Below are 21,785 nucleotides of genomic sequence, written 5' to 3' on the forward strand. Positions count from 1 at the left end.
CGAAGTGGCTAAACGGATGGCCGCGCGCATGAGGCAACGCGTGCATGTCGATGCGCGGCGCGGGCGGATGCGCGGCGCAGGCGACGGAAATCATAGCGGCGAGTTTAGCGGTTGCGCGGGCAACCGATCGGGCTCCAGACAAAAGCCCGCTATAACGGAGCGCGCCAATGTCTTAGAATTGCCGCTTGCCCTTCTCGCGTGAGCCCCATGACCTCAGCCTCGGAAGACCGCTGGCGCGACCTGCGCCCGGACCCGGAAAACGACACGCCGTTGTACCTGCAACTCGCACGCAAGCTCGGCACCGCGATTCACGAAAACCGCTGGAACGCGGGCGAGGCGCTGCCCTCCGAGCGCGTGCTGTCCGAAGCGCTCGGCGTATCGCGGATCACCTCGCGCAAGGCGATTGCCCTACTGGTCGAACAGGGATTGATCCGCCGCACCCAAGGCGCAGGCAGCTTCATCACGCCGCGCTATGAAGATCCGCTGTCGCGTCTTTCGAGTTTCAGCGAAATGCTGCGGCGACGCGGTTTTACGCCGAGTTCGAAGTGGTTGTCGCGAGAAATTTCGCCGGCCAACCGCGATGAGGTGATTCAACTGGGTTTGTCGCCGGCGGCGGCCGTGACCCGGCTGCGCCGCTTGCGCCTCGCCGACGGCATCGTGATGGCCGTGGAGAATTCCACCTTTCCTGCCGCGGTGATTCCCGATCCACAGGCAATTGGCGATTCGTTGTACACCTACCTGGAAAATCGCGGACTGACGATTGTGCGCGCGCTGCAGCATTTTCGCGCGGTCAATGCGAGCGACGAAATCGCGCTGCAGATGAGCATCGCACCGAACGAGGCGCTGCTGTTGATCACCCGCGTGGGCTACACCGCCGACCAGCGGGCGATCGAGTTGACGGACACGTACTGCCGCAACGACTACTACGACTTCGTGGCGGAGTTGCGGAAGTAACGGGCGGATTGGCCCGCGCCCGCGAAGCGGGCCGCGAGCTATCGCGTACGGCTCGCACGCTGCTGGCCGCCGCTGCCAGGCGGGGCTCCGATGCCGGGACATAGCCTCCATTTGAGCCACCCGTCCCGGTTCCCCTGCTTCCGTAGCCGGCAAACCAGACGATGTTGCAGCGCTCCCCGTTTCCCTCGTACAACTCGAAAAGGGAACGGAGATGCAGCCACGCCACTCACAGTGGCAAACGCATCACTTCCAGCTAGCGCTGTCAGCGCCCACTTCCACAGGCGGCAACGCATAAAAAGCCGGCGTCAGATCAAGCATCTCGGCGGGCAACACGCCACGCACGCGGCCGAATGTCGAATCGACGGTGCCGAGGCAATCCGACACATCGTCGCTCGACACATCCGGCGCACGCCAGCCATCCTGCACAAGTCCGAAAGACTGCAGCCACCGGCCCGTTTGCGCCAGCGAGAGGCGCACGTGCCAGCTTCCGCCTTCGGTGGCGCGCCGTGCCAACGCGACCATCGCGCCGAACGCGGCGAGATAGCCGGTCGCGTGATCCAGCGCCTGACAAGGCAGATGCTTAGGCTCGTCCCAGCCCGCCGCCTGCCGTTCGGTCCACGCGATGCCACTCGCCGACTGCACCAGACTATCGAAGCCGCGCCGCTGAGCCCAAGGCCCCTCGTGTCCATAAGCGGACACCGACACGTACACGATCCCAGGCCGCACGCGCGCCAGTTCTTCGGGACCGAACCCACGCGCCGCCAGCGCGCCGGGGCGATAGGCCTGCAGAAACACATCGGCGCCACCGGCAAGGCCGCGCAAGGTCTCACGTCCGGGCGCATCGCGCAGATCGACCACGGCCGAGCGCTTGCCACGCCCGTTGTCGATCACCAGCGGCGCGATATTCGGCAAATGCGGACCGTTGATCATCAGCACGTCCGCGCCGTGGTGCGCGAGCGCTCGCCCGGCCACCGGCCCCGCGATGATGCGCGACAGATCCAGCACCCGCACGCCCGCCAGCGGCCGGTTCGCGTCGCCGCGGCGCGGCGGCTCAACCGGCGCGTCGCCGATGCGCTCGATCTCGAACAACGGCAAGCGCGCCGGCAAGGTCGCGCAAAAGGTGTTGGACTGGGGCGTGCCGGTGCTCGAATCGTCGATCACGCTGGTGGCCGGCGGCCGCCTGTTGTATCGCGGGCATGACGCCATGGAACTGGCGCGCACGGCATCACTGGAGGGTGTCGCGGCGTTGTTGTGGGAATGCAGCGCGAGGCGCATCGCCGAGGCACCGGCAGTCCCTTTCGCCGCCGCCCAGTGGGCGGCGTGGCTCAAGCTCTGGAGCGACAGCACGCCACTCGACCGCGCGCTCGTGCTGCTGCCGGCCGCCGCGGCGCAAATGCCGCGGGTATGGGCGCTCGGGCGCGATGCGCAGCTGGATACCGCCTGCGCGGTCATGCGCTTGCTGGCCGCCGCGATGGTCTCGGCGGCGCCGTCGAACGAACCGCTGCACAAGCAGTTGGCTTCGGCGTGGAACGTGCGCAACCGTCAGCAAGCAGGGCTGCTGCGCGCGGCGCTGGTGGCATGCGCAGATCATGAACTGAACGCGTCGACCTTCACGGTTCGTTGCATCACGTCAACGGGGACGCATCTGTTTGGCGCAGTAGCGGGCGGTCTGGCTGCGTTGGCCGGCCCGCGGCATGGTGGCGAGACGGTACGGATTGCCGCGCTCCTCGATGAAGCGTCGCGCGCACCCGATCTCGATCGCTATCTGGCAAACCGGCTCGCGCGCCACGAACACGGCGCGCATGGGCCAGTGCTGTCGGGCTTCGGCCATCCGCTTTATCCGGACGGCGACCCGCGCGCGCGTCTGCTGCTCAGGATGCTCGCCGACTGTGCGCCGGCCCGCTCGCCACTAGGCGAAGTGCAGGCGCTCGCGCGCACAGTGCGCGATACGACCGGGGCGGAGCCGACCGTCGACTTTGCGCTCGTGGCCATCGAACGGGTACTCGCCCTGCCGGCCGGCGCCGCATTCACGCTATTCGCGGTCGGCCGGGTGGTTGGCTGGATCGCCCATGCAATGGAACAGACGCGCGACGGCCGGTTGATCCGGCCACGCGCGCGCTATATCGGGGAGGTTGAGGTGGCCGCTGAGGTGGCCCGTTAAGGTGGCCCGATGAGGTGGCCCGTTGAGGCGCGGCCTTGACCGGCTGCGAAGCAAACGCGGTACGCATCGGTGCCTGCATCAGCCGCATCAGTTACGGCGGTTGCAGCAGCCGCAACTCCCCGTCACGCCACGCCTAACCAGCGCGGCAGCCAGTTCAGTACCGGCAAGCTGCGCAGTGGCCGCATTGCAGCGTGTTCTGACCCGCTGGCCAGCGCGAAACGCGCACCGGCCCGCCCCGCGCTGACCCACGCCATCGCACCGCGCGGCAACTCGATCGATTGCCCCGTTGCCAGCCAATGATCGCCATTCTCGCCTTCGACGGTCAGCCAGATCTCGCCCGAGATCACCTTGAAGACCGACGGACGCGCGACACGCCAGGCCGCCGCGGGCTCGTCATGTTCCATTTCGAAAATACGGACTTCACGCATCGCTCTCTCCTTCGAAGAACTTTCCTGTTGTACTGATTATTGACGTGCGATCATCGAATACCCATGCACAGTTCCGAACACTTCCATCGGAACTGTTCAGTCGAAAAAACGGACAGTTGGCAGCAATCGCGCTCGATGAGTGCGTGTGCAGCACACGCCGCACCGACAGTTCGGCGCTCCGGCTGCCCGGCGAAGGAAATGATCCGCATGAAACTCGACATCCAACTCGATCGGGATAACGGCGTCCCACTCACCGAACAGATCGTCACGGGCATCACCGCCTGGATTCGTTCGCGCATCGCTCACCCCGGCTCAAAGCTGCCGTCGATCCGCCAGTTCGCCGCCGACTACGGCGTGAGCCGTTTTCCCGTGATCGAGGCTTACGACCGGCTGGTGTCGCTCGGCTATGTGAACTCGCGCCACGGTTCGGGTTTCTACGTCGCCGACCGCCAGCCCACAGGCACCCATTGCGCGGGCTCCTCGGACCCGCGCCGCGCCGAGGACGAATCGGGGCACATCCTCCAGCAGTTCAACCACCAAGGTGAGACGCTCAAGCTCGGCAGCGGCTTCATTCCCGATGCGTGGCGCGACACGGAGAGCCTCGCGCAGGCGATCCGCCACGTGTCGCGCACCGACATCGCGAGCATGGTCGATTACGCGACTCCGCTCGGCAATCTGACCTTGCGCGAACATCTGCAAAGCCGCATCGGTCAACTGGGGATTCAAGCGGACGCCTCGCAGATTCTGATCACCAACGGCGCGAGTCAGGCGCTCGATCTGCTGATGCGCTACATGCTCAAAGCCGGCGACACGATGTTCGTGGAGGACCCCGGCTACTACAACCTGTATGGCCTGCTGAAGCTGCACGGCGTGAAGCTGATCGGCATTCCGCGCACCCGCAACGGCCCCGATCTCGACGTGCTGCAGGCGCAGTTGCAAGTGCATCGGCCGAAGCTGATGTTCATCAACACGGTGTTCCACAATCCGACCGGCACCACGGTCGCGCCGCCGGTCGCGTTCCGGTTGCTGCAACTGGCGCGCGAACACGGTTTCACGATCATCGAAGACGACATCTACGCCGACTTCCAGACCGACGTCACCGACCGTCTCGCGACCCTCGACCAGCTCGACCATGTGATCTATGTGGGCGGCTTGTCGAAGACGCTGTCGTCCTCGCTGCGAATCGGCTGTGTGGTGGCGAGCCACGCGATCATCAAGGATCTGGTCGACATCAAGATGCTGACCAGCATCGGCGGTTCGCGCTTTGCCGAGGCGGTCGCCGTGTCGCTGCTGGAGCGCGGCGCGTACCGCAAATATCTGGAGCGCCTGCGCCGCCGCATGCGCGACGCGCTCGGCTCGACCATCCTGACACTCGAAGATGCCGGCTGGGAGGTGTTCGAAAAACCCGTCGGCGGCAAGTTCGTATGGGCGCGCGTACCGCACGTCGACAACGCCGAACGGCTGGTTGCATGCGGCGCGCCGCTCGGTGTGACGGTGGTGCCCGGCAGCTATTTCCGGCCCAACATGGAAGTCAGCCCGTGGATCAGGATTCACGCGGCGTTCGGCAACGAGCCGCGCGCGCAGGCATTTTTCCATGCTGCCGCGGCGTTGCCTGCTTCGGTCTGAGCGGCTCATTCTGCGTTCGGGCTGATCGTCAACACGGTGCTGGCGGGGCTGACCATGGCGAGCTTCGCGCTCACCAGCGCCGACCCGCAACGGGGCGCGGGTCGCACCACTGAAGTGCGAATCATCGTATTCGCGCCCGCGCTGGCGCACAATCGCCGTACTAACCGTGGTCACCGAGCGCGCACAGTGTGTTTCCAATCGCGCACAGTTCTTGCTCACCTATCCTGTAAACTCACAATTTACGTGTGCTTGACTCATGTCGAGCATGCGCGCGCACCGCCACCTCCACACGACTGACATGATGAGCATGATCGAACTCGATCCTCCCGGCTTCCAGCCGCCGCGCCCGATGGCCGGCGACGAAGGCTCCCGGCGCACCGTTCTGTACGGCGGCTACACCGTTTTCAGCGTGTTCCAGCCGGTTTTCTCGGTGTCGCACCGGCGCGCGATCGGTTATCACGCTTCACTGCGCGCACACGACGAGCATGCGCTGCAAGTGCCGTCGCACGAGGTTTTCAACCAGGCGGCGCGGCGCGGCGACCTGCTGGAACTCGGGCGGCTCGCCGAATCGCTGCATCTGGGCAATTTCAATGCATTCGACAGCCATGACGAATGGCTTTTCCTGAGCCTGCACCCGGCGGCACTGATGGACACCAGTTACGGCGACGCACTGCTCGCCGGCCTCAAGGCGCTGGGCCTGCCGCCGCAGCGGGTGGTGCTGGAAGTGTCCGAGCAGGCAGGCGGTGAAACCACGCGCTTCGCCGCCATCATCGACGCGTTGCGCAAATCCGGCTTCCTGATCGCGCTAGACGGCTTCGGCGCGAAGCATTCGAACATCGATCGCGTGTGGAATCTGCGTCCGGACATCGTCACGCTCGACCGCTGCATCCTCGCTCAAGCGAGCGAGCACTCGCATATCGAACGCGTGCTGCCGGGCCTTGTCTCGCTGCTGCACGAATCCGGCCAACTCGTGCTGATGGGCGGCCTGAGCACCGAACGCGATGCGCTGATCGCGCTCGAATGCAACGTCGACTTCGTGCAGGGCGCGTTCTTCGCGGGCCCGAGCGTCGAGCCGGTGAAACCGCAAGCGGCGGCCGGCTTGATGGACTCGCTCTCCGCGGCGCTGCGCGAACGGGTCGCTGCGCGCCAACGCGCACAGTCCGCGCGGCTTGCTCCCTATGTCACGGCGCTGGAAACGGCGGCTGCCCAACTCGTGGCCGGGGAGTCGGTGACCCAGGCGACCGCGCCACTCCTTGCGCTCGGCGAAACGGCACGCTGCTTCGTGCTCGACGGTTCGGGCCGGCAGATCGGCGACAACGTGCTGCCACCGGGTCGTACTTCGCAACGCGCCAAGCGCTTCCGGCCGTTGCTGCACTCGCAAGGCGCGAGTTGGGAACGCCGGCCGTACTTCATTCAGGCAATGCGCGTGCCCGGCCAGGTGCACCTCACGCCGCCCTACCTGTCGATCAACGAAGCGCACTTGTGCGTGACGGCCTCGATCGCCGCGCATACGCCGCACGGCACGCAGGTGCTATGCGTCGATATCAACTGGGAAGTCGCTGCGCATCGTAATTGAGGCAAGCGTGTTCTGCTGGAACACAAAAGCTGATCACCTCCGCTGGAATCGCTATCATGGTCGCGATTCGTCGAATTTGACGATCGCTTCAATGGAGATATTCATGGCGTCATCCAACGAAACCGTCAGCATGGCGCTATTCTGCGACTTCGAAAACGTTGCGCTCGGCGTGCGCGACGCGAAGTACGACAAGTTCGACATCAAGCTGGTACTCGAACGTCTGCTGCTCAAGGGCAGCATTGTCGTGAAGAAAGCGTATTGCGACTGGGATCGCTACAAGAGTTTCAAAGGCGCGATGCACGAGGCCAATTTCGAGTTGATCGAGATTCCCCATGTGCGCCAATCGGGCAAGAATTCGGCCGACATCCGGCTCGTGGTCGACGCGCTCGACCTCTGCTACACGAAATCGCACGTCAATACCTTCGTCATTATCAGTGGCGACTCTGACTTCTCGCCGCTGGTGTCGAAGCTGCGCGAGAACGCCAAGCAGGTGATCGGCGTCGGTGTGCAGCAATCCACCTCCGATCTGCTGATCGCAAACTGCGACGAATTCTTCTTCTACGATGACCTCGTGCGCGAAAGTCAGCGCACGGTCGCCAAACGCGAATCGTCGCGTCCGCAACAGGCCGCGCAGCAGACGGCCAAACGTGCGCCCGACGAAGAAAAGTCGCGCAACAAGGAAGACCTCGAAAAACGCCGCACCAAAGCGGTCGAGATCGCCGTGCAGACGTTCGACGCGCTTGCGTCCGAACGTGGCGACAGCGGCAAGATCTGGGCATCGGTACTAAAGAACGCGATCAAGCGCCGCAAGCCGGATTTCAACGAGACGTACTACGGCTTTCGCGCATTCGGGAACCTGCTTGAAGAGGCGCAGGCGCGCGGGCTGCTCGAATTCGGCCGCGACGAGAAGTCAGGCGCATACGTTTACCGGGGCACGGCTGCGAATGTGGGCGTCGAAAACGTGAACGAGCCGGCCGAACCTGGTGAGTCGACAGAACAGATAGTTGAGGCACAGGTTGCCGAAACAGTGGCAGCCGAGTCGGGCGGCAAGCACGAGTCGCGCCGCAGAAGCCGTGGCAATCGCAAACCCGGCCGGGGCCAGCAGGAAGCCGCGCAGGAAGAGCGCGCGGCAATCGAGTCCGGCCGCCACGCGCAAGCTCAAGTGGAAGCAGTGCACACCCATGCGCCATCAGCTAGCGAGCCTGTTTTCGAACAGCCGGAAGCGGCTTGGGAGGAACCGGAGGCTTTTGCGGCTGAACCGGTCGCGGCAGCGGGCGAAGAAGCAGAGGAAGCGAGCGACACTCAACCTAAGCGCCGCAAGGAACGCGCACCTCGCAAGACAGCCGCGAAGAAAACGAAAAAAGCAACACCGCGAAAGATCGATGAGGTACCGGAGATCGCGGCACCTGCTGAAGCACTGGCAGCGCCTGCCAGCGAAGACAACGCGCCTGTGGCCGCCAGGAAAGCGGCGCGCAAAGCCGCCCCACGGAGTCGCCGTCCGCGTAAGACTGCGGCAACGAGCGAGGTGGAATGAGCGTCTCACATCGCGTGACGCGCACCGATGTCCTCCGGTACCGCGCGTAGCAATGTAAGTGCAGCAGTATCCGCAAAGCTGAAACCTAAAAAGCCCCTGTTCGCTGCATGGTCGCCTCGTTTGCCCGATGTCCGGGCAACTCAGTACGTCGGGCTACGTCGAACGACGGGGTCAAAAACGGCGTGTGCCGGCAGGGATGAAGTGGCGTTCGGGGGCTATGCAGAATCGCCAGACAACCGGCGTCCCTAGCCCTCGATCGAAACGCACGCCGTTTGCCGGGCGGCTAGCCGCCGTCGTTTCGTGTGTCTGCGCCAGATATGACAAAAGCTTGACAGCAACAAGCTTGCATGGCATTTGCCTGGTCCGCGCCGCAAACAGTTCGCTCAGGCGTTGCGAGGTTGCCGATCAGCCTCAGTAATACGGATAAGGCGCGTACATCACCGGGGGCGGCGCGACATACCTCGGCGGCGGCGCATAGTAGTACGGCTGCGGCGCGTAATAGGCCGGTTGCGGCGCATAGTAGGCCGGTTGTGGCGGCTGCGAGATCGTGTTGCCTTTCGAGGTCATACACTGCGCGTAGGCGGCGTCGTAGCGCGCTTGCAGGCCTGCGGCGGAATACTGCGCGCCATTCGCGCCGTTCGCACCGCCGATCAACAGCCCACTGCCCGCGCCGATCGCCGCGCCCGCGCCGGCATTGCCCGCCGCCGCGCCGATCAGTGCGCCGACAGCGGCGCCGCCCAGCGTGCCCAGCGCCGCGCTGTTCACGCTGTTCGTGGTCGCCGCCTGGGCTGCCGCGTTCGGGTCGGTTGAGCGGTTCGCATAGTCGCGGCATGCATAGTCGTCCTGCTGGAACTGACCGAGCGGCTCGCCGCTGCGCGGCAGTGCCACCACACTCGGGCCGCTCGGCGGCATCACCGCGCAACCGCCGAGCGCGAGCGCAACGGCGGCGGCAGGTATGGCGATGCTTATCGACTTGGTGCTGGAGATCATGTTGGTACGCTTCAGAGACATTGGAATTCAAACGTTAGGCCAATCAGTATCGCTCTTGGTTACAGGATCGTTACAGAAAGTTTTTCGCTTACATTCGCGCCGCGGCCCGCGCACCGCCTCGCGCACCGCCTCGCAGGAATGGCGCCTCGATCGTCGCCCCCCGGCGTTATATCGGGTAACGCTTGTAAGCGAAGCGGCAATCTGATTTCACGCCTTGCGGCCTAAACTGGCTCCCTCAAGCGTCGCGCGATCTGGCTGCCGAAGCGACAAAGATTGTGCACACGGATCCGGCGTCTGGCGTCGCCAAAATCGGCCGACTAAAAAACAGCAAGCCCTCGCCAAGGAGGGCTTGCTGTTTTACTACAGTTTCCAGACTTCATTGCAGCGATCGGTTCGGATTTTCAATTTTGTTGGAAATCCGAATCATCTTGTCACGCTGCAGCCAGCATGTGTCCCGTGACAAAAAAGATCGGAAGCGAGCGCTCCAAAGGATGGAACGGTCACGCTCACTTTTTTGGCGCCGATCTTGTCAAACGCAACCCATATAACAAATTGCAATATAAAACTAGTCATTCTGCTCTCAAAAGCACTATACATTGAGTTTGTTGCTCAGGATGTAGCGATCGAAAGCATTACGAAAGTCAATTTCCTAACTTTAGCGGCGGCTGCATTCTGGAGATAAATTCGTATTGCCCAGATGTCTTTCAGCTTCAGCGGTGGCTTTTGCCCGACTAGCTTGCCTCTGTTCCACGGCTCCCGAGTTTGTTTGGCTTCCATGTCAGACTCCAATTGGTTCATCGGAGTCTGATTTTGTGCTCATCGCTGAAGGCCGCTTTCCATCTGTGCGCACGTCTGACGCGTGCAACCGGCCATTTAGTGACCTTCGCGACCGATGCCTGGATGTCTGAAGTTCGGCGCAAGACAGCCAATCCGGGCGCGTAGCGTGCTTCCCATTGCACGCTAGCTGCGCTGTCTATGAATCGATGACCCTCAAACTTTGTGCGCGCCCTTGTCACCGATCGGCTTCTTTGCTGACCCCGCCTCCGATCAAACTTGCTATACGGGCAACTTGCGGGAGGTGTGGGAAACGGCTAGAAAGCGGCGCAAGCAGTTCTCGACGATTTGCGAGACGTCGTTGTCGTAACTGGCGTTGTAAAGACTTCCGAGAAACGAGATAGAGCCGACTGCGAATAGTCCGCCGCCGTTCGGGCCGAAGCCGCAGATCATGTGGGCTCGAATACCGCTGTGCACTCTAGGTTTGCCGACCATTCGATTGAAGAGAAGCTCCTCGGGAACGGTCACGAAACTGGCGTCGTGATTGTCGGAGTACGCGACCACACTCACATAGGCGGGCGTACCGAGGTCGGTCGCAGTTTGATCAATTTCGAAGCCCGCAGCGCCGCCGCCAGACAAGCCGAAGTTTCCAAACAGTTCTCCCGCGCCCGCTTTAACCCCCATGAACAGCCAGGCATATTCGGTGGCAAAGGAGGCAGGTGTGCGGCGATAGAATGTGCCCCGAAAATCTCCCTCCGCTGTAAATCCGACTCCCGCAACTTTTTGCGGCGGCAATCCGTTTCGACGCCACATACCCCCGTACTCGCCGTCCAGCTGGTTATAGTACTCACCCGGCTGACTTTCCCATACCCGCATGCCGGCCTCGGCTCGACGAATTTCAAGCAGATGTGGCGCCGATGCGGTGCGCCCGATCTTCCAGTAGAACCCGTTTCCTCCAAGATACATCAGGCTTCCGCCCGCGGACCGGTAGGCCAGGAGCGCGCCCAGCATTCGGCGTGTATGGTATTCCGGGTGCGATCCGGTTAGGACAACGTCGTAGTGCTTCAACGCGTCCACGCCTCGCTTATCAAGATCCTCGTCGGTAACGACGTCAAATTCAAACCCCTTTTCCCTTAACCAGTTGGTCAGATGAGAGTCTGCGGAAAAGTGGCGCAGGCCCGATCCATGCTCGTCAAGGAACGTCAGATAGCCTGGACGCATGGTGAGAATCGGACGCAAGCGGGAGGAGAGGCTTATACCTGAACCATCGCTGTGATAGTTGTACGTTGATGTGCCAAATGAGGTTACGACGTCCGGGTTGTGGGGATACGCCCCCCATGCTTCCACGCGAGCAGCAAGCGCCCCCGAAAAATTTCCTCGGGCGTTGTTGGCGTAGGCGAGGTAAGTCAGTGTGGGCGCGAGGAACGCGATACGCGCATGTTTTCCCTCCGACGCAACCGTGACGTAAAACGGGATTGTGTCGGCTCCTTCTCCATTGTCCACGCGCAATCCATAGACACCCGATGCCATGTCGGCCGGAATCTTCAGATGTACCGACGTTTGCCAGCCACAGTCCGACAGGTCATCAGAGTGGAACCGGATCGCGGCGTATTCCTCTGGCGCATGCTTCCAGTCCATCTCCTGTCCGCTCCACCGCGACGACCGAACTGCCCTCATTGGTGCGTTCACAAGCGTCAATGGCGCGTCGCTATCAAGCCAGTTCGGTACGCTCGTGTGAGCGAGCGTTGGCGTGAAGTCCCAATGCGCCAACAGGGTGCCCTCGTGCCGATCGCCGCTTGCGTCGCTGGTGGCCGCGCGCAATTCCGGGCTTTCGATGAAGCCGTTGAAAGCATCCTCCGGGTGTCCTTTCCATATAGCCGCAAAACACACGGTTGTAGCGCCGAGCGCGATAACGGAGAACGGTGCGTCAAATTCCACCACGTTTCTGAATGCCTCTTCGCGCGAGTTTGTACCTGAGCTGATTGCCTGAATGCGGCCGCCACGATCGAACGATATGTGCAAATTTGTCCACAGATCGGCGGCGACAGCTATGCCTGTGGCGATCTGTTCCCCTGTCGCGAGGCTCTGGAAAACGAGTTCGCCGCAATTGAGAGCAATCGCTACACCATGCTTCCCATCGTGGTTCTGAAGAGCGACCAATGTTTGAAGGGAGGCGTCCTCAAGCGTGGGCTGAACCGTCAGGTCGAGCTTGACGCGCTGAATGTCCTCCAGAAGCGGCATTGCGCCGTAAGCGCAGGAGCCGGGAAACACTGGCTGCTCCTGTCCCGGGTAGGTGCTTTCCAGCTGGACATCGATCGGGACCAGCTTCATCCCGGGCCCGTTCGGGTTTGGGTCACAACAATCTATGCGCTCAACGGTCGCCATAAAAGCGCGACCGCCGCGCGAACTGATTTTGAACGTCAGTTCCTGACCAGCGTGTGCGCTCCACGGGGTTACATAGCCGATGATCGCGGGAGTTTGGGAGTTGGAAGTAGTCATAGTCAAATGATCAATCATTCTTGGTCGTGGTCCCAGGCGCTGCTCTGCGACCGCTTACGGCCAGGGGAAACCCCTGTGAGGTTTTATTTTTCAATGGTTGCAAATAGAACCAAAAGTGGTCACTATCGAGTCCAGTGTACTTTAACCACTGGGGGTGTGCGATGAGAAAATTGGTGTCTTCGGTAATGGCGGTTGCTGCACTTCTCGCCTTCGGCAGCGCGAGCGCTCAAGAGGTTGTTCTTGTTGGCGTTTCTGGGCCGTTGACCGGTCCCCAAGCGTCGGAAGGGAAAGACAACGAAAATGGTGCACGCATGGCGGTTGACGAACTAAATAGCGCCGGAACGATGATTGCCGGTAAAAACGTAACATTCAAATTGGTCTCTCAAGATGACCAGGCGGATCCTCGGATTGGAGTGCAGGTCGCGCAGAAGCTGGTCGACGCCAAGGTGACTGCCGTTCTTGGCCCATACAATTCTGGAGTGGCCATCCCGGCCTCGCGGCTCTACCAGAACGCCGGCATCCCGATGCTTTCGGTTGCGTCGAACCCGGCGCTGACTCTTCAAGGTTTCACCGAAGTCTTTCGTATCGGCGCCAGTGACGGGCAACTCGGCGGAGCGATGGCTAATTTCGCCATCGATACGCTTAAAGCGAAAACAGCGGCAGTCATGGACGACCGGTCGGCCTACGGACAGGGCGTGGCGGAGGAGTTCATGAGCGTGGCCAAGGCACGCGGGCTGAAGATTATCGACCAGCAATACACGAATGGTCAGGCGGTCGATTTCAAGGGCGTTCTCTCTCAGATCAAGGCGACGAATCCCGATGTCATCTTCTACGGTGGTTACGCGTCGCAAAGCGGCCCGCTTGTCAAACAGATGCGTCAGCTCGGATTGCGGGCGAAGCTGCTGGGCGGCGACGGAATCTGTACGTCTGATATGGCCAAAATTGCAGGTCCCGCAGCGACGAATGCGTATTGTTCACAAGGTGGGGTCTCGCTGGACAAGACACCAGCAGGTAGCGCGTTTCTGAAAAAGTACAAGACGACCTTCAACGTCGATACGCAGGTGTATGGCGTGAGTTATTACGACGGCATGAAGCTGTTGGCCGACGCGATGGTGAAGGCTGGCACAACATCCGACCGCGCCAAAATTGGTGCGCAACTCACCAAGTCCGCCTACACCGGCGTGGCCGGCGAGTATTCGTTCGACGCACATCATGATCTGAAAAGCTCGGCGACGACCGTGTACACATTCAAGGATGGCGCTGTCGTAACTTACGGCAACTGAGGTTTCAACGAAAATAGTAAGCAAGACGGAGTATCTATGCGAATAAACAGGACACTTAACACGATTGAAATGCACACCGGTGGTGAGCCGTTTCGCATCATCACCAATGGTTTCCCGCGCCTAGCGGGGAAAACCATCGTGGAGCGGCGGGAGTGGATCCAGAAGCATGCGGATGAGTTACGGAGCGCCATGATGCTGGAACCTCGAGGCCATGCCGATATGTACGGAGGCTTCCTCACTGAGCCGGTCACCGAAGGTGCGGATTTCGGCATCATCTTTACGCAGAATAAAGACTACAGTCCCCATTGTGGTCACGGGACCATCGCGCTGGCCACCGCGGCGGTTGAACTGGGGTGGATTGAGCGCACGTCGCCGGAAACGCGCGTGGGCATCGACGCGCCTTGCGGATTCCTCGAGGCTTTCGTCCAGTGGGACGGCGAAAATGCAGGGAATGTGCGTTTCGTGAATGTGCCGTCATTCGTCTGGAAAAAGGACGTCATCGTCAATACGCCGACGTTCGGCCCCGTGTCAGGTGATATCGCTTACGGAGGCGCGTTCTATTTCTACGTCGATGGTGCGCAGTACGATATGGCGGTAGGCGAAAGCAACGTTGATCGACTGAAGCAGTTCGGCGACGAGATCACACAGGCGACTAATGCAGCGTTTGACATCGTTCATCCAGAGATTCCGGAAATCAGAGGGCTCTACGGCACGATCATTTCGAATGCACCCCGTCATCCGGGATCGACTCAGGCGAACTGCTGCATCTTCGCCGATCGCGAGGTTGACCGATCGCCAACAGGGTCCGGCACCGCAGGGCGCGTCGCCCAGCTCTACCAGCGCGGCACCCTACCCTCGGATGGAACGCTCGTGAATGAGTCGATCATCGGAACGATTTTCAAGGGCCGCGTGCTGAGTGAGACGAAATGCGGTGAGTTCGATGCGGTGATTCCCGAGATCGAAGGGAACGCGTTCATCTGCGGCTACGGGACGTGGTTGATCGACGAACGCGACCCTTTGACCTACGGATTCCTGGTGCGGTAGAGGGTGCAGATTCCAGGCGCTGCTTCCAGGGCAACTGCCACGCTGACGTGACATCTTTTGACCCATCTCCTTGGAGCCTTCGCGGCGCATTCTGAAATGGGATGCAGCCGCGCTTTTTTGCCTTGTACGAGCCATGTGGAACACTTCATGCGCGGTCGAATCGGGCGGTCGAATCGGGCGGTCGAACCGGGAGGTGGCATCATGTTGCCGACGTATGATAATGATTCGTCAACGGCAGGAGAATCCCTCCGCATCGGGCGTCAGGAAATGAAAGGAAGTGAGATGGGTACGACACGGCAGGATCTCGAATCGAATTTCAGACCACTGCAGATTTATGAGCAGGTCGAGGAGAAGATCAAGGAGGAGATCCGCACGGGACGGTTCTCGGCCGAGTCACGACTGCCATCGGAACGCGAACTTGCGGCGCTCTATGGAGTCGGTCGGCCTGCGGTTCGAGAGGCAATAGGGGCACTTCAAAATGAAGGCCTCGTTGTGACGAAACGGAATTCTGGTACCTACGTCTCGTCTGCGGCCTCTGAGCACTTACTCAACGGCGACGGCAATCATGGAGCTCAGAATGCGGAGCCGGATTTCAGCCCAACGGGAACGCTCGAAACACGATTCATCCTCGAGCCAGCAATCGCACGTCGAGCCGCCGCACGGGGCAAGCGCGATCGCCTGGCTGAGCAATACCTTGCTGAGATGGAGACGATCCAGGATATCTCCAATCCTGAGCAGCGTGCGCTTTGGAATAACAGCGACAGAATGTTCCATCGCCAACTGGCGGTAATGACCGGTGACGCTTTGCTCGTCAAGATCGCAGACGAAGTGGCGAAAACGATGGATCAACCATTGTGGAAAAGGCTAAAAGACGACGGGATATTCGATCCCTTACGGATACGCCTGTATGCATCCGAACATCGACTTATTTACGAATCAATTGTGAGTGGCGATGCAGACGCGGCAGCGTTCTACGTGGAGCAGCATATCAAGCGAGTTCGACGGGATATTGCGCCCAGGTAGCGCCGGCGTGATTCATTAGCTGGCTGCGAATCCTCTATTGTCGTCGGCAAAGAGATCGCAGCAGCGATGCCCCTGATGAGCAGCACCAGACGCAGGGGGCAAATCGAACGCGCGTGGCCGCGCGGCTACTCCTAAACGACGGACTTCAGAAGACATGGCAGATATAGTTCTTTCACTTGATCACCTGCACAAGTTGGCCTTTGACGTATTGACATCTAATGGGCTCAGCGCACGTCAATCGGACGCGATGGCGAAGGTCCTCGTCGCGGGCCAACGGGACGATTGTCACTCGCACGGTGTATGGCGCCTTATCGGGTGTGTAAAGACGCTGAAAACCGGCAAAATCAACGCGGATGCCGAGCCGCAGATAAAGGATGTCTCGCCTTCGCTTGTTAAAGTCGACGCCCGCTTCGGATTCTCTCCGCTTGCTTTTGAATTGGGGAGTCGGGTACTTGTTGAGAAGGCGAAGAAATCCGGTATCGCGGCTCTGGCGATCAACAACTGCTTCCACTTCAGCGCTTTGTGGCCGGAGGTTGAGGCAATTGCGGCTGAAGGCGTAGTGGCACTAGCCATGACGCCTACCCATAGCTGTGTAGCACCTGCTGGCGGAAACAAGCCGCTATTTGGAACCAACCCGATCGCGTTCGCCTGGCCACGTCCAGGCCCCTTTCCATTTGTGTTCGACATGGCTACAAGCAGAATCGCCCGTGGCGACATCGAGCTGCACAAGCGGTCCGGCTCCAGGATTCCGAGCGACTGGGCGATCGACGAAAACGGTCAAGCCACCGATGACCCCGATAAAGCATTAAGGGGGGCCATGCTTACATTCGGAGGCTATAAGGGTTCCGCGCTTTCAGCGATGGTTGAATTGCTGGCTGGCCCGTTGATCAGCGATATGCTCAGCCCGGAGTCGCTGGCTTTTGACGAAGGCGTAGGAGCGGCCCCTTGTCACGGTGAAATCGTCATCGCTTTCGACCCTGCAGTCTTCGCTGGCGCGGACTCTACGGAGAACCTGCAGCGCGCTGAGACTCTGTTTGAAGGAATCGTGGGTCAGGGCGCGCGCCTGCCCTCCCAGCGACGATTCGATGCACGACAGCGCAGCATTGAGCACGGCGTGTCGCTCTCAAAGGAACTCCACGAAGAGCTTACCCGCTTGATTTCGTGAGATCCGGTAGGTGACAGGGCCGCATCCTGGCTCTACACCTCAGGTACCGCGACCGGCGCGAACAACCAAGGTATCGGCACGTTACTTGCGGACGTCCTGTCAGCAATTACATGCGGACGTTCGCCGTTTTCTCTCAACCGGCTCCTATGGGTCGCAAGTACGTATCCGCTTGCGGTGCGACCGGTCATTCGCATCCGCCGACATGCGAATGACCGGAAAGTGATCCGTAGCCGCCTGACGAACGCCGATACTCGAATGGCAGCAATGGCCGAATCGCGGACGACCATCTGCGGGAAATCTCGTCGCTCATATCAAATCACATCGGTTCGCAAGGGTCCGGGCCTGTAGGCTCCGATGAGTGTCGGACAGCCCGAGCAACTACCTGAATTGTTGTATGAGCCCAATGACGTGGGCGCCAACTGCTTTGGAGGTGCACACATGAAAACCGGATCACGCTCAACAGACAACCTTGTCGCTCGCCAAGACACCAGAAAGCAGAAAGCCCTCACTCGGGAGGGCTTTCATTCTCACTACCGTTTCCAGACTTTATTGCATTGCCTAGTTCGGATTTTCCAATCTTTATTGCGCTTTCCAAACTATATTGTCACGGAACACAGCAATCTCACGCGAAGTTCTTCGACGCGAATTCCCAGTTGACGATGTTCCAGTACGCTTCAACGAACTTCGGACGCGCATTGCGATAGTCGATGTAGTACGCGTGTTCCCACACGTCGATCGTCAGCAGCGCCTTCGCGTCCGTGGTCAGCGGCGTAGCGGCGTTGCTCGTCGACACGAGGTCGAGCGAACCGTCGGCCTTCTTCACCAGCCATGCCCAGCCCGAGCCGAACGTGCCGACTGCCGTCTTGGCGAATTCTTCCTTGAACTTGTCGAACGAACCCCACTTGGCGTTGATCGCGTCGGCCAGTGCGCCGGTCGGTGCACCGCCACCTTGCGGCGACAGGCTGTTCCAGAAGAACGTGTGGTTCCACACTTGAGCAGCATTGTTGAAGATACCGCCCGATGCCTTCTTGACGATCTCTTCGAGCGACAGGTTCTCGAACTCCGTGCCCTTGATCAGATTGTTCAGGTTAGTCACATAGGTCTGGTGGTGCTTGCCGTAGTGATACTCGAGCGTCTCTTCCGACATGTTTGGAACGAGTGCGTTTTTTGCAAACGGCAGCGGCGGGAGCGTATGTTCCATGGTGCTTTCCTTCTGTCTGTATCTGTTGTGGGGGAGTCTGCGGATAACGCTATTGAGCACTGGATTGTAGGCGAGTTGGAATAACCCCGCAAACCAACGGACTTTATGCCCGGCATCGGCGAACATGCCGCACACATAGCGTAATTAGTGCTTTCGCACGGGTTGTGCCTGCCCCATGCGAAGGTCAAAAGCACGCCTTGGCGCTGCTGTCGGCGAAGTGTCAGAAACCGTCCGTCAGGCGCGGTTGCACATCCGCGAGAGCAATGTCCGCGGCCCCTTCGGCGAGATGCACCGTAAGGCGCCGCCCTGGTTTCAGCGATGACGGCGCACGCACGGCGCGGCCGCTCTGTGCATCGAGCACGGCGGCATAGCCGCGTTCCAGCGTGCGCTGTGGACTCAGTACTTCGAGCCGCGCGGCTAGCGTGTCGATACGCGTGGACTGACGTTCATGCTGGCGCAACAATGCAGCGTCCAGACGCTGCGAGAGGTTGCCGAGCTTCGCCTCATACGCGGCGAGATCAGGGCGCCAGCGCTGCCAACGCATCTGCAGCAGAGAAAACCGCGCTCGGGCGTCGCGCACGGGACGCGCGCCCGCCGATGCCAGCCGCACGCTCAATTGCTGCAGATGCGTGCGCTGCCGCGCGAGCCGCTCAGCCGGCGACACGAGCCGGCGCGCGAGCCAGTCGAGTTGTTGGGCGCGCCGCTCCATCATGCGGCCAAAACCGCGGGCGAGCGTCGCATGGCGATGATCGAGCTCGCGCAGCAACAGCACGCGCTGCGGGCTGACGAGTTCGGCGGCGCCAGTGGGCGTCGGTGCGCGCACGTCGGCGGCAAAATCGGCGATCGTGAAATCGGTTTCGTGGCCCACGCCGCTCACCACCGGGATCGCGCTTTCAGCGATCGCGCGCGCAAGCACTTCTTCGTTGAACGCCCACAGGTCTTCAATCGAGCCACCGCCGCGGCACACGATCAACACATCGACTTCGCGCCGGACGTTGGCCGCGTCGACCATCGCGGCCACCCTGGCGCTGGCGCCCACGCCCTGCACCGGCGCCGGATAGATGATCACAGGAATATGCGGCGCGCGACGCGATAAGGTGGTCAGGACGTCTCGCAATGCAGCGGCGTGGAGCGATGTCACAATGCCGATCGCGCGCGGATGGGCCGGCAAAGCACGTTTGCGTTCGGCGGCAAAAAGGCCCTCGGCTTCGAGTTGGGCCTTCAGCTTGAGAAAAGCTTCGTAAAGACGCCCCTGCCCCGTGCGGCGCACCGCTTCCACATTCAGTTGCAGCTCGCCGCGCGGCTCGTACATCGTCACCAGCGCGCGCACTTCGATGCGGTCGCCTTCGCGCGGCGTGAACTCGGCGTATTGCGCGCGACCGCGGAACATCACGCAGCGCATCTGCGCCTGAGCGTCCTTGATCGAGAAATACCAGTGGCCGCTCGCGGCACGCGTGAAGTTCGACACTTCCCCCGCCACCCAGACGAGCGGAAATGAGCGTTCGAGCATCGTGCCAATCGCACGGTTGAGCGCGGAAACGGGGACGACAACTTCACCGCCGGGCGTAGCCGACGAAGAAAAAGGGCTTTCGGGATTCATGCGAGGAATATCTGTGACTGGCCGGACAGACGATAGACCGAGTGGCCATCGGCGTCTAGCGCGGCAGACGAATTGTTAAAAGTGTCCACATGTCGTGAGCCGTCAGACGAATGCCGCCAGATCGCCCGCCAGACCGTGCGAATTGGAATCATGTTATTGATTTATATGGGATTTGCATCTCATTAAAGAGAACGATTGCCGATACGGAGCGCTCGGCGCGGCCCTCTCAGCCCATCGACGGGCAGGTTCTCCACAAAGTTATCCACAGGCTGTGGGCATCGTTTTACGGAGCGGCCCGCCGCGCCGCCCGAGGCAAGCGACTTGCCGGGCGGGACGCACGCGCGCTAGAGTGGCGAGTTCGGCAGCGCGCCGAACGCCCCGCAGCGCGCGCCATTGCGGCACACTGACAGGCACGCTGCGCGAGCGCATCGGATGCCGCCGCTTCACCTTTTCGCTTCACCTTTTCGATTGCCCGGAGAACTGCGTTGATGCCTGTCCCGCGTATCGCACCTGGCGCTTCCGCGCCGCCGTCCCAGCCCCTTCGGGCGTGCGGCGCATCGCCTGTCCTTGCGGCTCGCCGATGAGCGAACTGAACGACCGTCTCGAAGCACGCCTTGCACGCGAGTGGCAACAGCGTGGCCCGTTTGCGTGGGCGATGACGCCCTTCGCGTGTGTGTTCGGCGCGATTGCCGCCGCGCGCCGCGCCGCTTTCTCGTTCGGCTGGCTGAAATCCGTGCGCATCGGCGTGCCAGTGGTGGTGGTCGGCAACGTGACCGTCGGCGGCACCGGCAAGACGCCGACCGTCATCGCGCTGGTCGAAGCATTGCGCGCCGCCGGCTTTAAGCCCGGCGTGGTGTCGCGTGGCTATGGCGCGCGCGTCAAGGGACCGACGCCGGTCCTCGCAACGTCGGCGGCGAACGTCGGCGGCGACGAACCGCTGCTGATCGCGCGCCGCACCGGCGCACCCGTGTGGGTCTGCCCGGATCGCGTCGCGGCCGCGCAGGCGCTGTGCGCCGCACATCGCGAAGTCGACGTGATCGTTAGCGACGACGGCTTGCAGCACTACCGCCTCGAGCGCGACGCCGAACTGGTGGTCTTCGATCATCGGCTCGGCGGCAACGGTTTTCTGCTGCCGGCCGGTCCGCTGCGCGAGCCGCTATCGCGCCGCCGCGATGCGACGCTGATCAACGATCCTTACGCCCGCACGCTCCCCCCCTGGCCGAACACGTTCGAGCTGCAACTCGCGCCCGCCGACACCTGGCATCTTGACAACCCCGGTCTGCGCCGCCCGCTCGCGCAATTCAGCGGCGATCGCGTGCTGGCCGCGGCCGGCATCGGCGCGCCGGAGCGTTTTTTCGCGACGCTGCGCGCGGCCGGCCTCACGCCCGCCACCCGTGCGTTGCCGGATCACTACGCGTTCGAGCGCAATCCTTTTGCGGACGTCGACGCGGACGCCATCCTGATAACCGAAAAGGATGCGGTAAAATTAGGGTCCTGGCACGACGCGCGCATCTGGGTTGTCCCTGTCGAAGCCGCGCTCGATCATCGCCTCATTGCATTAGTTGTGGAGAAAGTCCGTGGACGCTCGCCTGCTTGAAATTCTCGTCTGCCCGATCTGCAAGGGCCCGCTCAGCTACGACCGTTCCGCGCAGGAGCTGATCTGCCATGCGGACAAGCTTGCCTATCCGATCCGCGACGGCATTCCCGTGATGCTGGTCGACGAAGCGCGGCAGACCGTGGAAGGCACGCCGGTCGATCTGAATCCGGGCTCTGTTGCCTGAGTCAGCTTTTGCCCGACGCGGGGCGGGTGCGGTGCGAGACCATTCAACGCGCCGCGCGTGCCTGATCCGCAATTTCCGCATTTGCCGTGTTGTTTGCCATCTTCCCCATCAGCGCCCGCACTGCACTTGCGAGCGCTTTCTTCCGG

17 protein-coding genes and 1 pseudogene are annotated in these 21,785 nt (G+C 61.5%); 11 read left to right on the forward strand and 7 right to left on the reverse strand.

Annotated elements, in window-relative coordinates:
• Positions 1–207 precede the first annotated feature (207 nt).
• Positions 208–954: a GntR family transcriptional regulator gene (locus tag P3T22_RS10265; RefSeq protein ID WP_429324884.1), complete on the forward strand. Its 747-nt coding sequence runs from the start codon at positions 208–210 to the stop codon at positions 952–954.
• A 243-nt stretch (positions 955–1,197) separates the two neighbouring features.
• On the opposite strand, the pseudogene P3T22_RS10270 reads toward P3T22_RS10265, so the two are convergent.
• A pseudogene (locus tag P3T22_RS10270) lies at positions 1,198–2,055 on the reverse strand (CoA transferase); the annotation flags it as partial.
• Between P3T22_RS10270 and P3T22_RS10275 the strand changes: the two are divergent.
• On the forward strand, positions 2,024–3,115 hold the full coding sequence (locus tag P3T22_RS10275) for a citrate synthase (protein ID WP_429324885.1): 1,092 nt from the start codon (positions 2,024–2,026) through the stop codon (positions 3,113–3,115). The pseudogene P3T22_RS10270 and the gene P3T22_RS10275 sit on opposite strands and share 32 nt — an antisense overlap.
• Before the next feature lie 122 nt (positions 3,116–3,237).
• On the opposite strand, the gene P3T22_RS10280 is transcribed toward P3T22_RS10275, so the two are convergent.
• A complete protein-coding gene (locus P3T22_RS10280; protein WP_063497156.1) occupies positions 3,238–3,543 on the reverse strand; it encodes a DUF2917 domain-containing protein in 306 nt (101 codons plus the stop codon).
• A gap of 207 nt (positions 3,544–3,750) precedes the next feature.
• Between P3T22_RS10280 and P3T22_RS10285 the strand changes: the two genes are divergently transcribed.
• From P3T22_RS10285 to P3T22_RS10295, 3 genes are all read left to right on the forward strand, one after another.
• On the forward strand, positions 3,751–5,169 hold the full coding sequence (locus P3T22_RS10285) for a PLP-dependent aminotransferase family protein (protein WP_063498071.1): 1,419 nt from the start codon (positions 3,751–3,753) through the stop codon (positions 5,167–5,169).
• 301 nt (positions 5,170–5,470) lie between these two features.
• Positions 5,471–6,745 carry an EAL domain-containing protein gene (locus P3T22_RS10290; protein WP_063498072.1) on the forward strand — a complete coding sequence of 425 codons (1,275 nt, stop codon included), beginning with the start codon at positions 5,471–5,473 and terminating at the stop codon, positions 6,743–6,745.
• A 103-nt stretch (positions 6,746–6,848) separates the two neighbouring features.
• The gene (locus P3T22_RS10295; RefSeq protein WP_429324886.1) at positions 6,849–8,279 is read left to right on the forward strand and encodes an NYN domain-containing protein; all 1,431 of its coding nucleotides are present in this window, start codon (positions 6,849–6,851) and stop codon (positions 8,277–8,279) included.
• A gap of 411 nt (positions 8,280–8,690) precedes the next feature.
• On the opposite strand, the gene P3T22_RS10300 is transcribed toward P3T22_RS10295, so the two are convergent.
• From P3T22_RS10300 to P3T22_RS10310, 3 genes are all read right to left on the reverse strand, one after another.
• Positions 8,691–9,269 (reverse strand): glycine zipper family protein, encoded by a 579-nt coding sequence (locus P3T22_RS10300; protein ID WP_429324900.1) that lies wholly within the window; start codon positions 9,267–9,269, stop codon positions 8,691–8,693.
• A gap of 609 nt (positions 9,270–9,878) precedes the next feature.
• Complete coding sequence (locus tag P3T22_RS10305) at positions 9,879–10,046, reverse strand: hypothetical protein (protein WP_420488452.1); 168 nt, start codon at positions 10,044–10,046, stop codon at positions 9,879–9,881.
• A gap of 279 nt (positions 10,047–10,325) precedes the next feature.
• Positions 10,326–12,560, reverse strand: coding sequence for a N,N-dimethylformamidase beta subunit family domain-containing protein (locus P3T22_RS10310; protein WP_236720857.1), 2,235 nt, complete (start codon positions 12,558–12,560; stop codon positions 10,326–10,328).
• A gap of 143 nt (positions 12,561–12,703) precedes the next feature.
• Between P3T22_RS10310 and P3T22_RS10315 the strand changes: the two genes are divergently transcribed.
• The 4 genes from P3T22_RS10315 to P3T22_RS10330 all read left to right on the forward strand — a co-directional run bounded on the left by P3T22_RS10315 (position 12,704) and on the right by P3T22_RS10330 (position 17,057).
• Entirely contained in the window at positions 12,704–13,825 is a 1,122-nt protein-coding gene (locus P3T22_RS10315; RefSeq protein WP_063497157.1) for a branched-chain amino acid ABC transporter substrate-binding protein, read from the forward strand.
• A 36-nt stretch (positions 13,826–13,861) separates the two neighbouring features.
• Entirely contained in the window at positions 13,862–14,869 is a 1,008-nt protein-coding gene (gene lhpH, locus P3T22_RS10320) for a trans-3-hydroxy-L-proline dehydratase (protein ID WP_063497158.1), read from the forward strand.
• Between the two features lie 282 nt (positions 14,870–15,151).
• The gene (locus P3T22_RS10325) at positions 15,152–15,892 is read left to right on the forward strand and encodes a FadR/GntR family transcriptional regulator (protein ID WP_063497159.1); all 741 of its coding nucleotides are present in this window, start codon (positions 15,152–15,154) and stop codon (positions 15,890–15,892) included.
• Between the two features lie 154 nt (positions 15,893–16,046).
• On the forward strand, positions 16,047–17,057 hold the full coding sequence (locus P3T22_RS10330) for an Ldh family oxidoreductase (RefSeq protein WP_063497160.1): 1,011 nt from the start codon (positions 16,047–16,049) through the stop codon (positions 17,055–17,057).
• A gap of 622 nt (positions 17,058–17,679) precedes the next feature.
• Here P3T22_RS10330 and sodB read toward each other — a convergent pair.
• Both sodB and xseA read right to left on the reverse strand, forming a co-directional pair.
• The gene (gene sodB, locus P3T22_RS10335; protein WP_063497161.1) at positions 17,680–18,258 is read right to left on the reverse strand and encodes a superoxide dismutase [Fe]; all 579 of its coding nucleotides are present in this window, start codon (positions 18,256–18,258) and stop codon (positions 17,680–17,682) included.
• Positions 18,259–18,478: 220 nt separating this feature from the next.
• A complete protein-coding gene (gene xseA / locus P3T22_RS10340; RefSeq protein ID WP_063497162.1) occupies positions 18,479–19,858 on the reverse strand; it encodes an exodeoxyribonuclease VII large subunit in 1,380 nt (459 codons plus the stop codon).
• Positions 19,859–20,438: 580 nt separating this feature from the next.
• Between xseA and lpxK the strand changes: the two genes are divergently transcribed.
• Together lpxK and P3T22_RS10350 are read left to right on the forward strand one after the other, a co-directional pair.
• On the forward strand, positions 20,439–21,455 hold the full coding sequence (gene lpxK, locus P3T22_RS10345) for a tetraacyldisaccharide 4'-kinase (protein WP_429324887.1): 1,017 nt from the start codon (positions 20,439–20,441) through the stop codon (positions 21,453–21,455).
• Positions 21,436–21,639, forward strand: coding sequence for a Trm112 family protein (locus P3T22_RS10350; protein ID WP_063497163.1), 204 nt, complete (start codon positions 21,436–21,438; stop codon positions 21,637–21,639). Before lpxK ends, P3T22_RS10350 begins: the two co-directional genes overlap by 20 nt.
• Positions 21,640–21,785: the final 146 nt, after the last annotated feature.

It is taken from the genome of Paraburkholderia sp. GAS348, from assembly GCF_050434205.1.
In the GTDB taxonomy this organism is placed as follows: domain Bacteria; phylum Pseudomonadota; class Gammaproteobacteria; order Burkholderiales; family Burkholderiaceae; genus Paraburkholderia.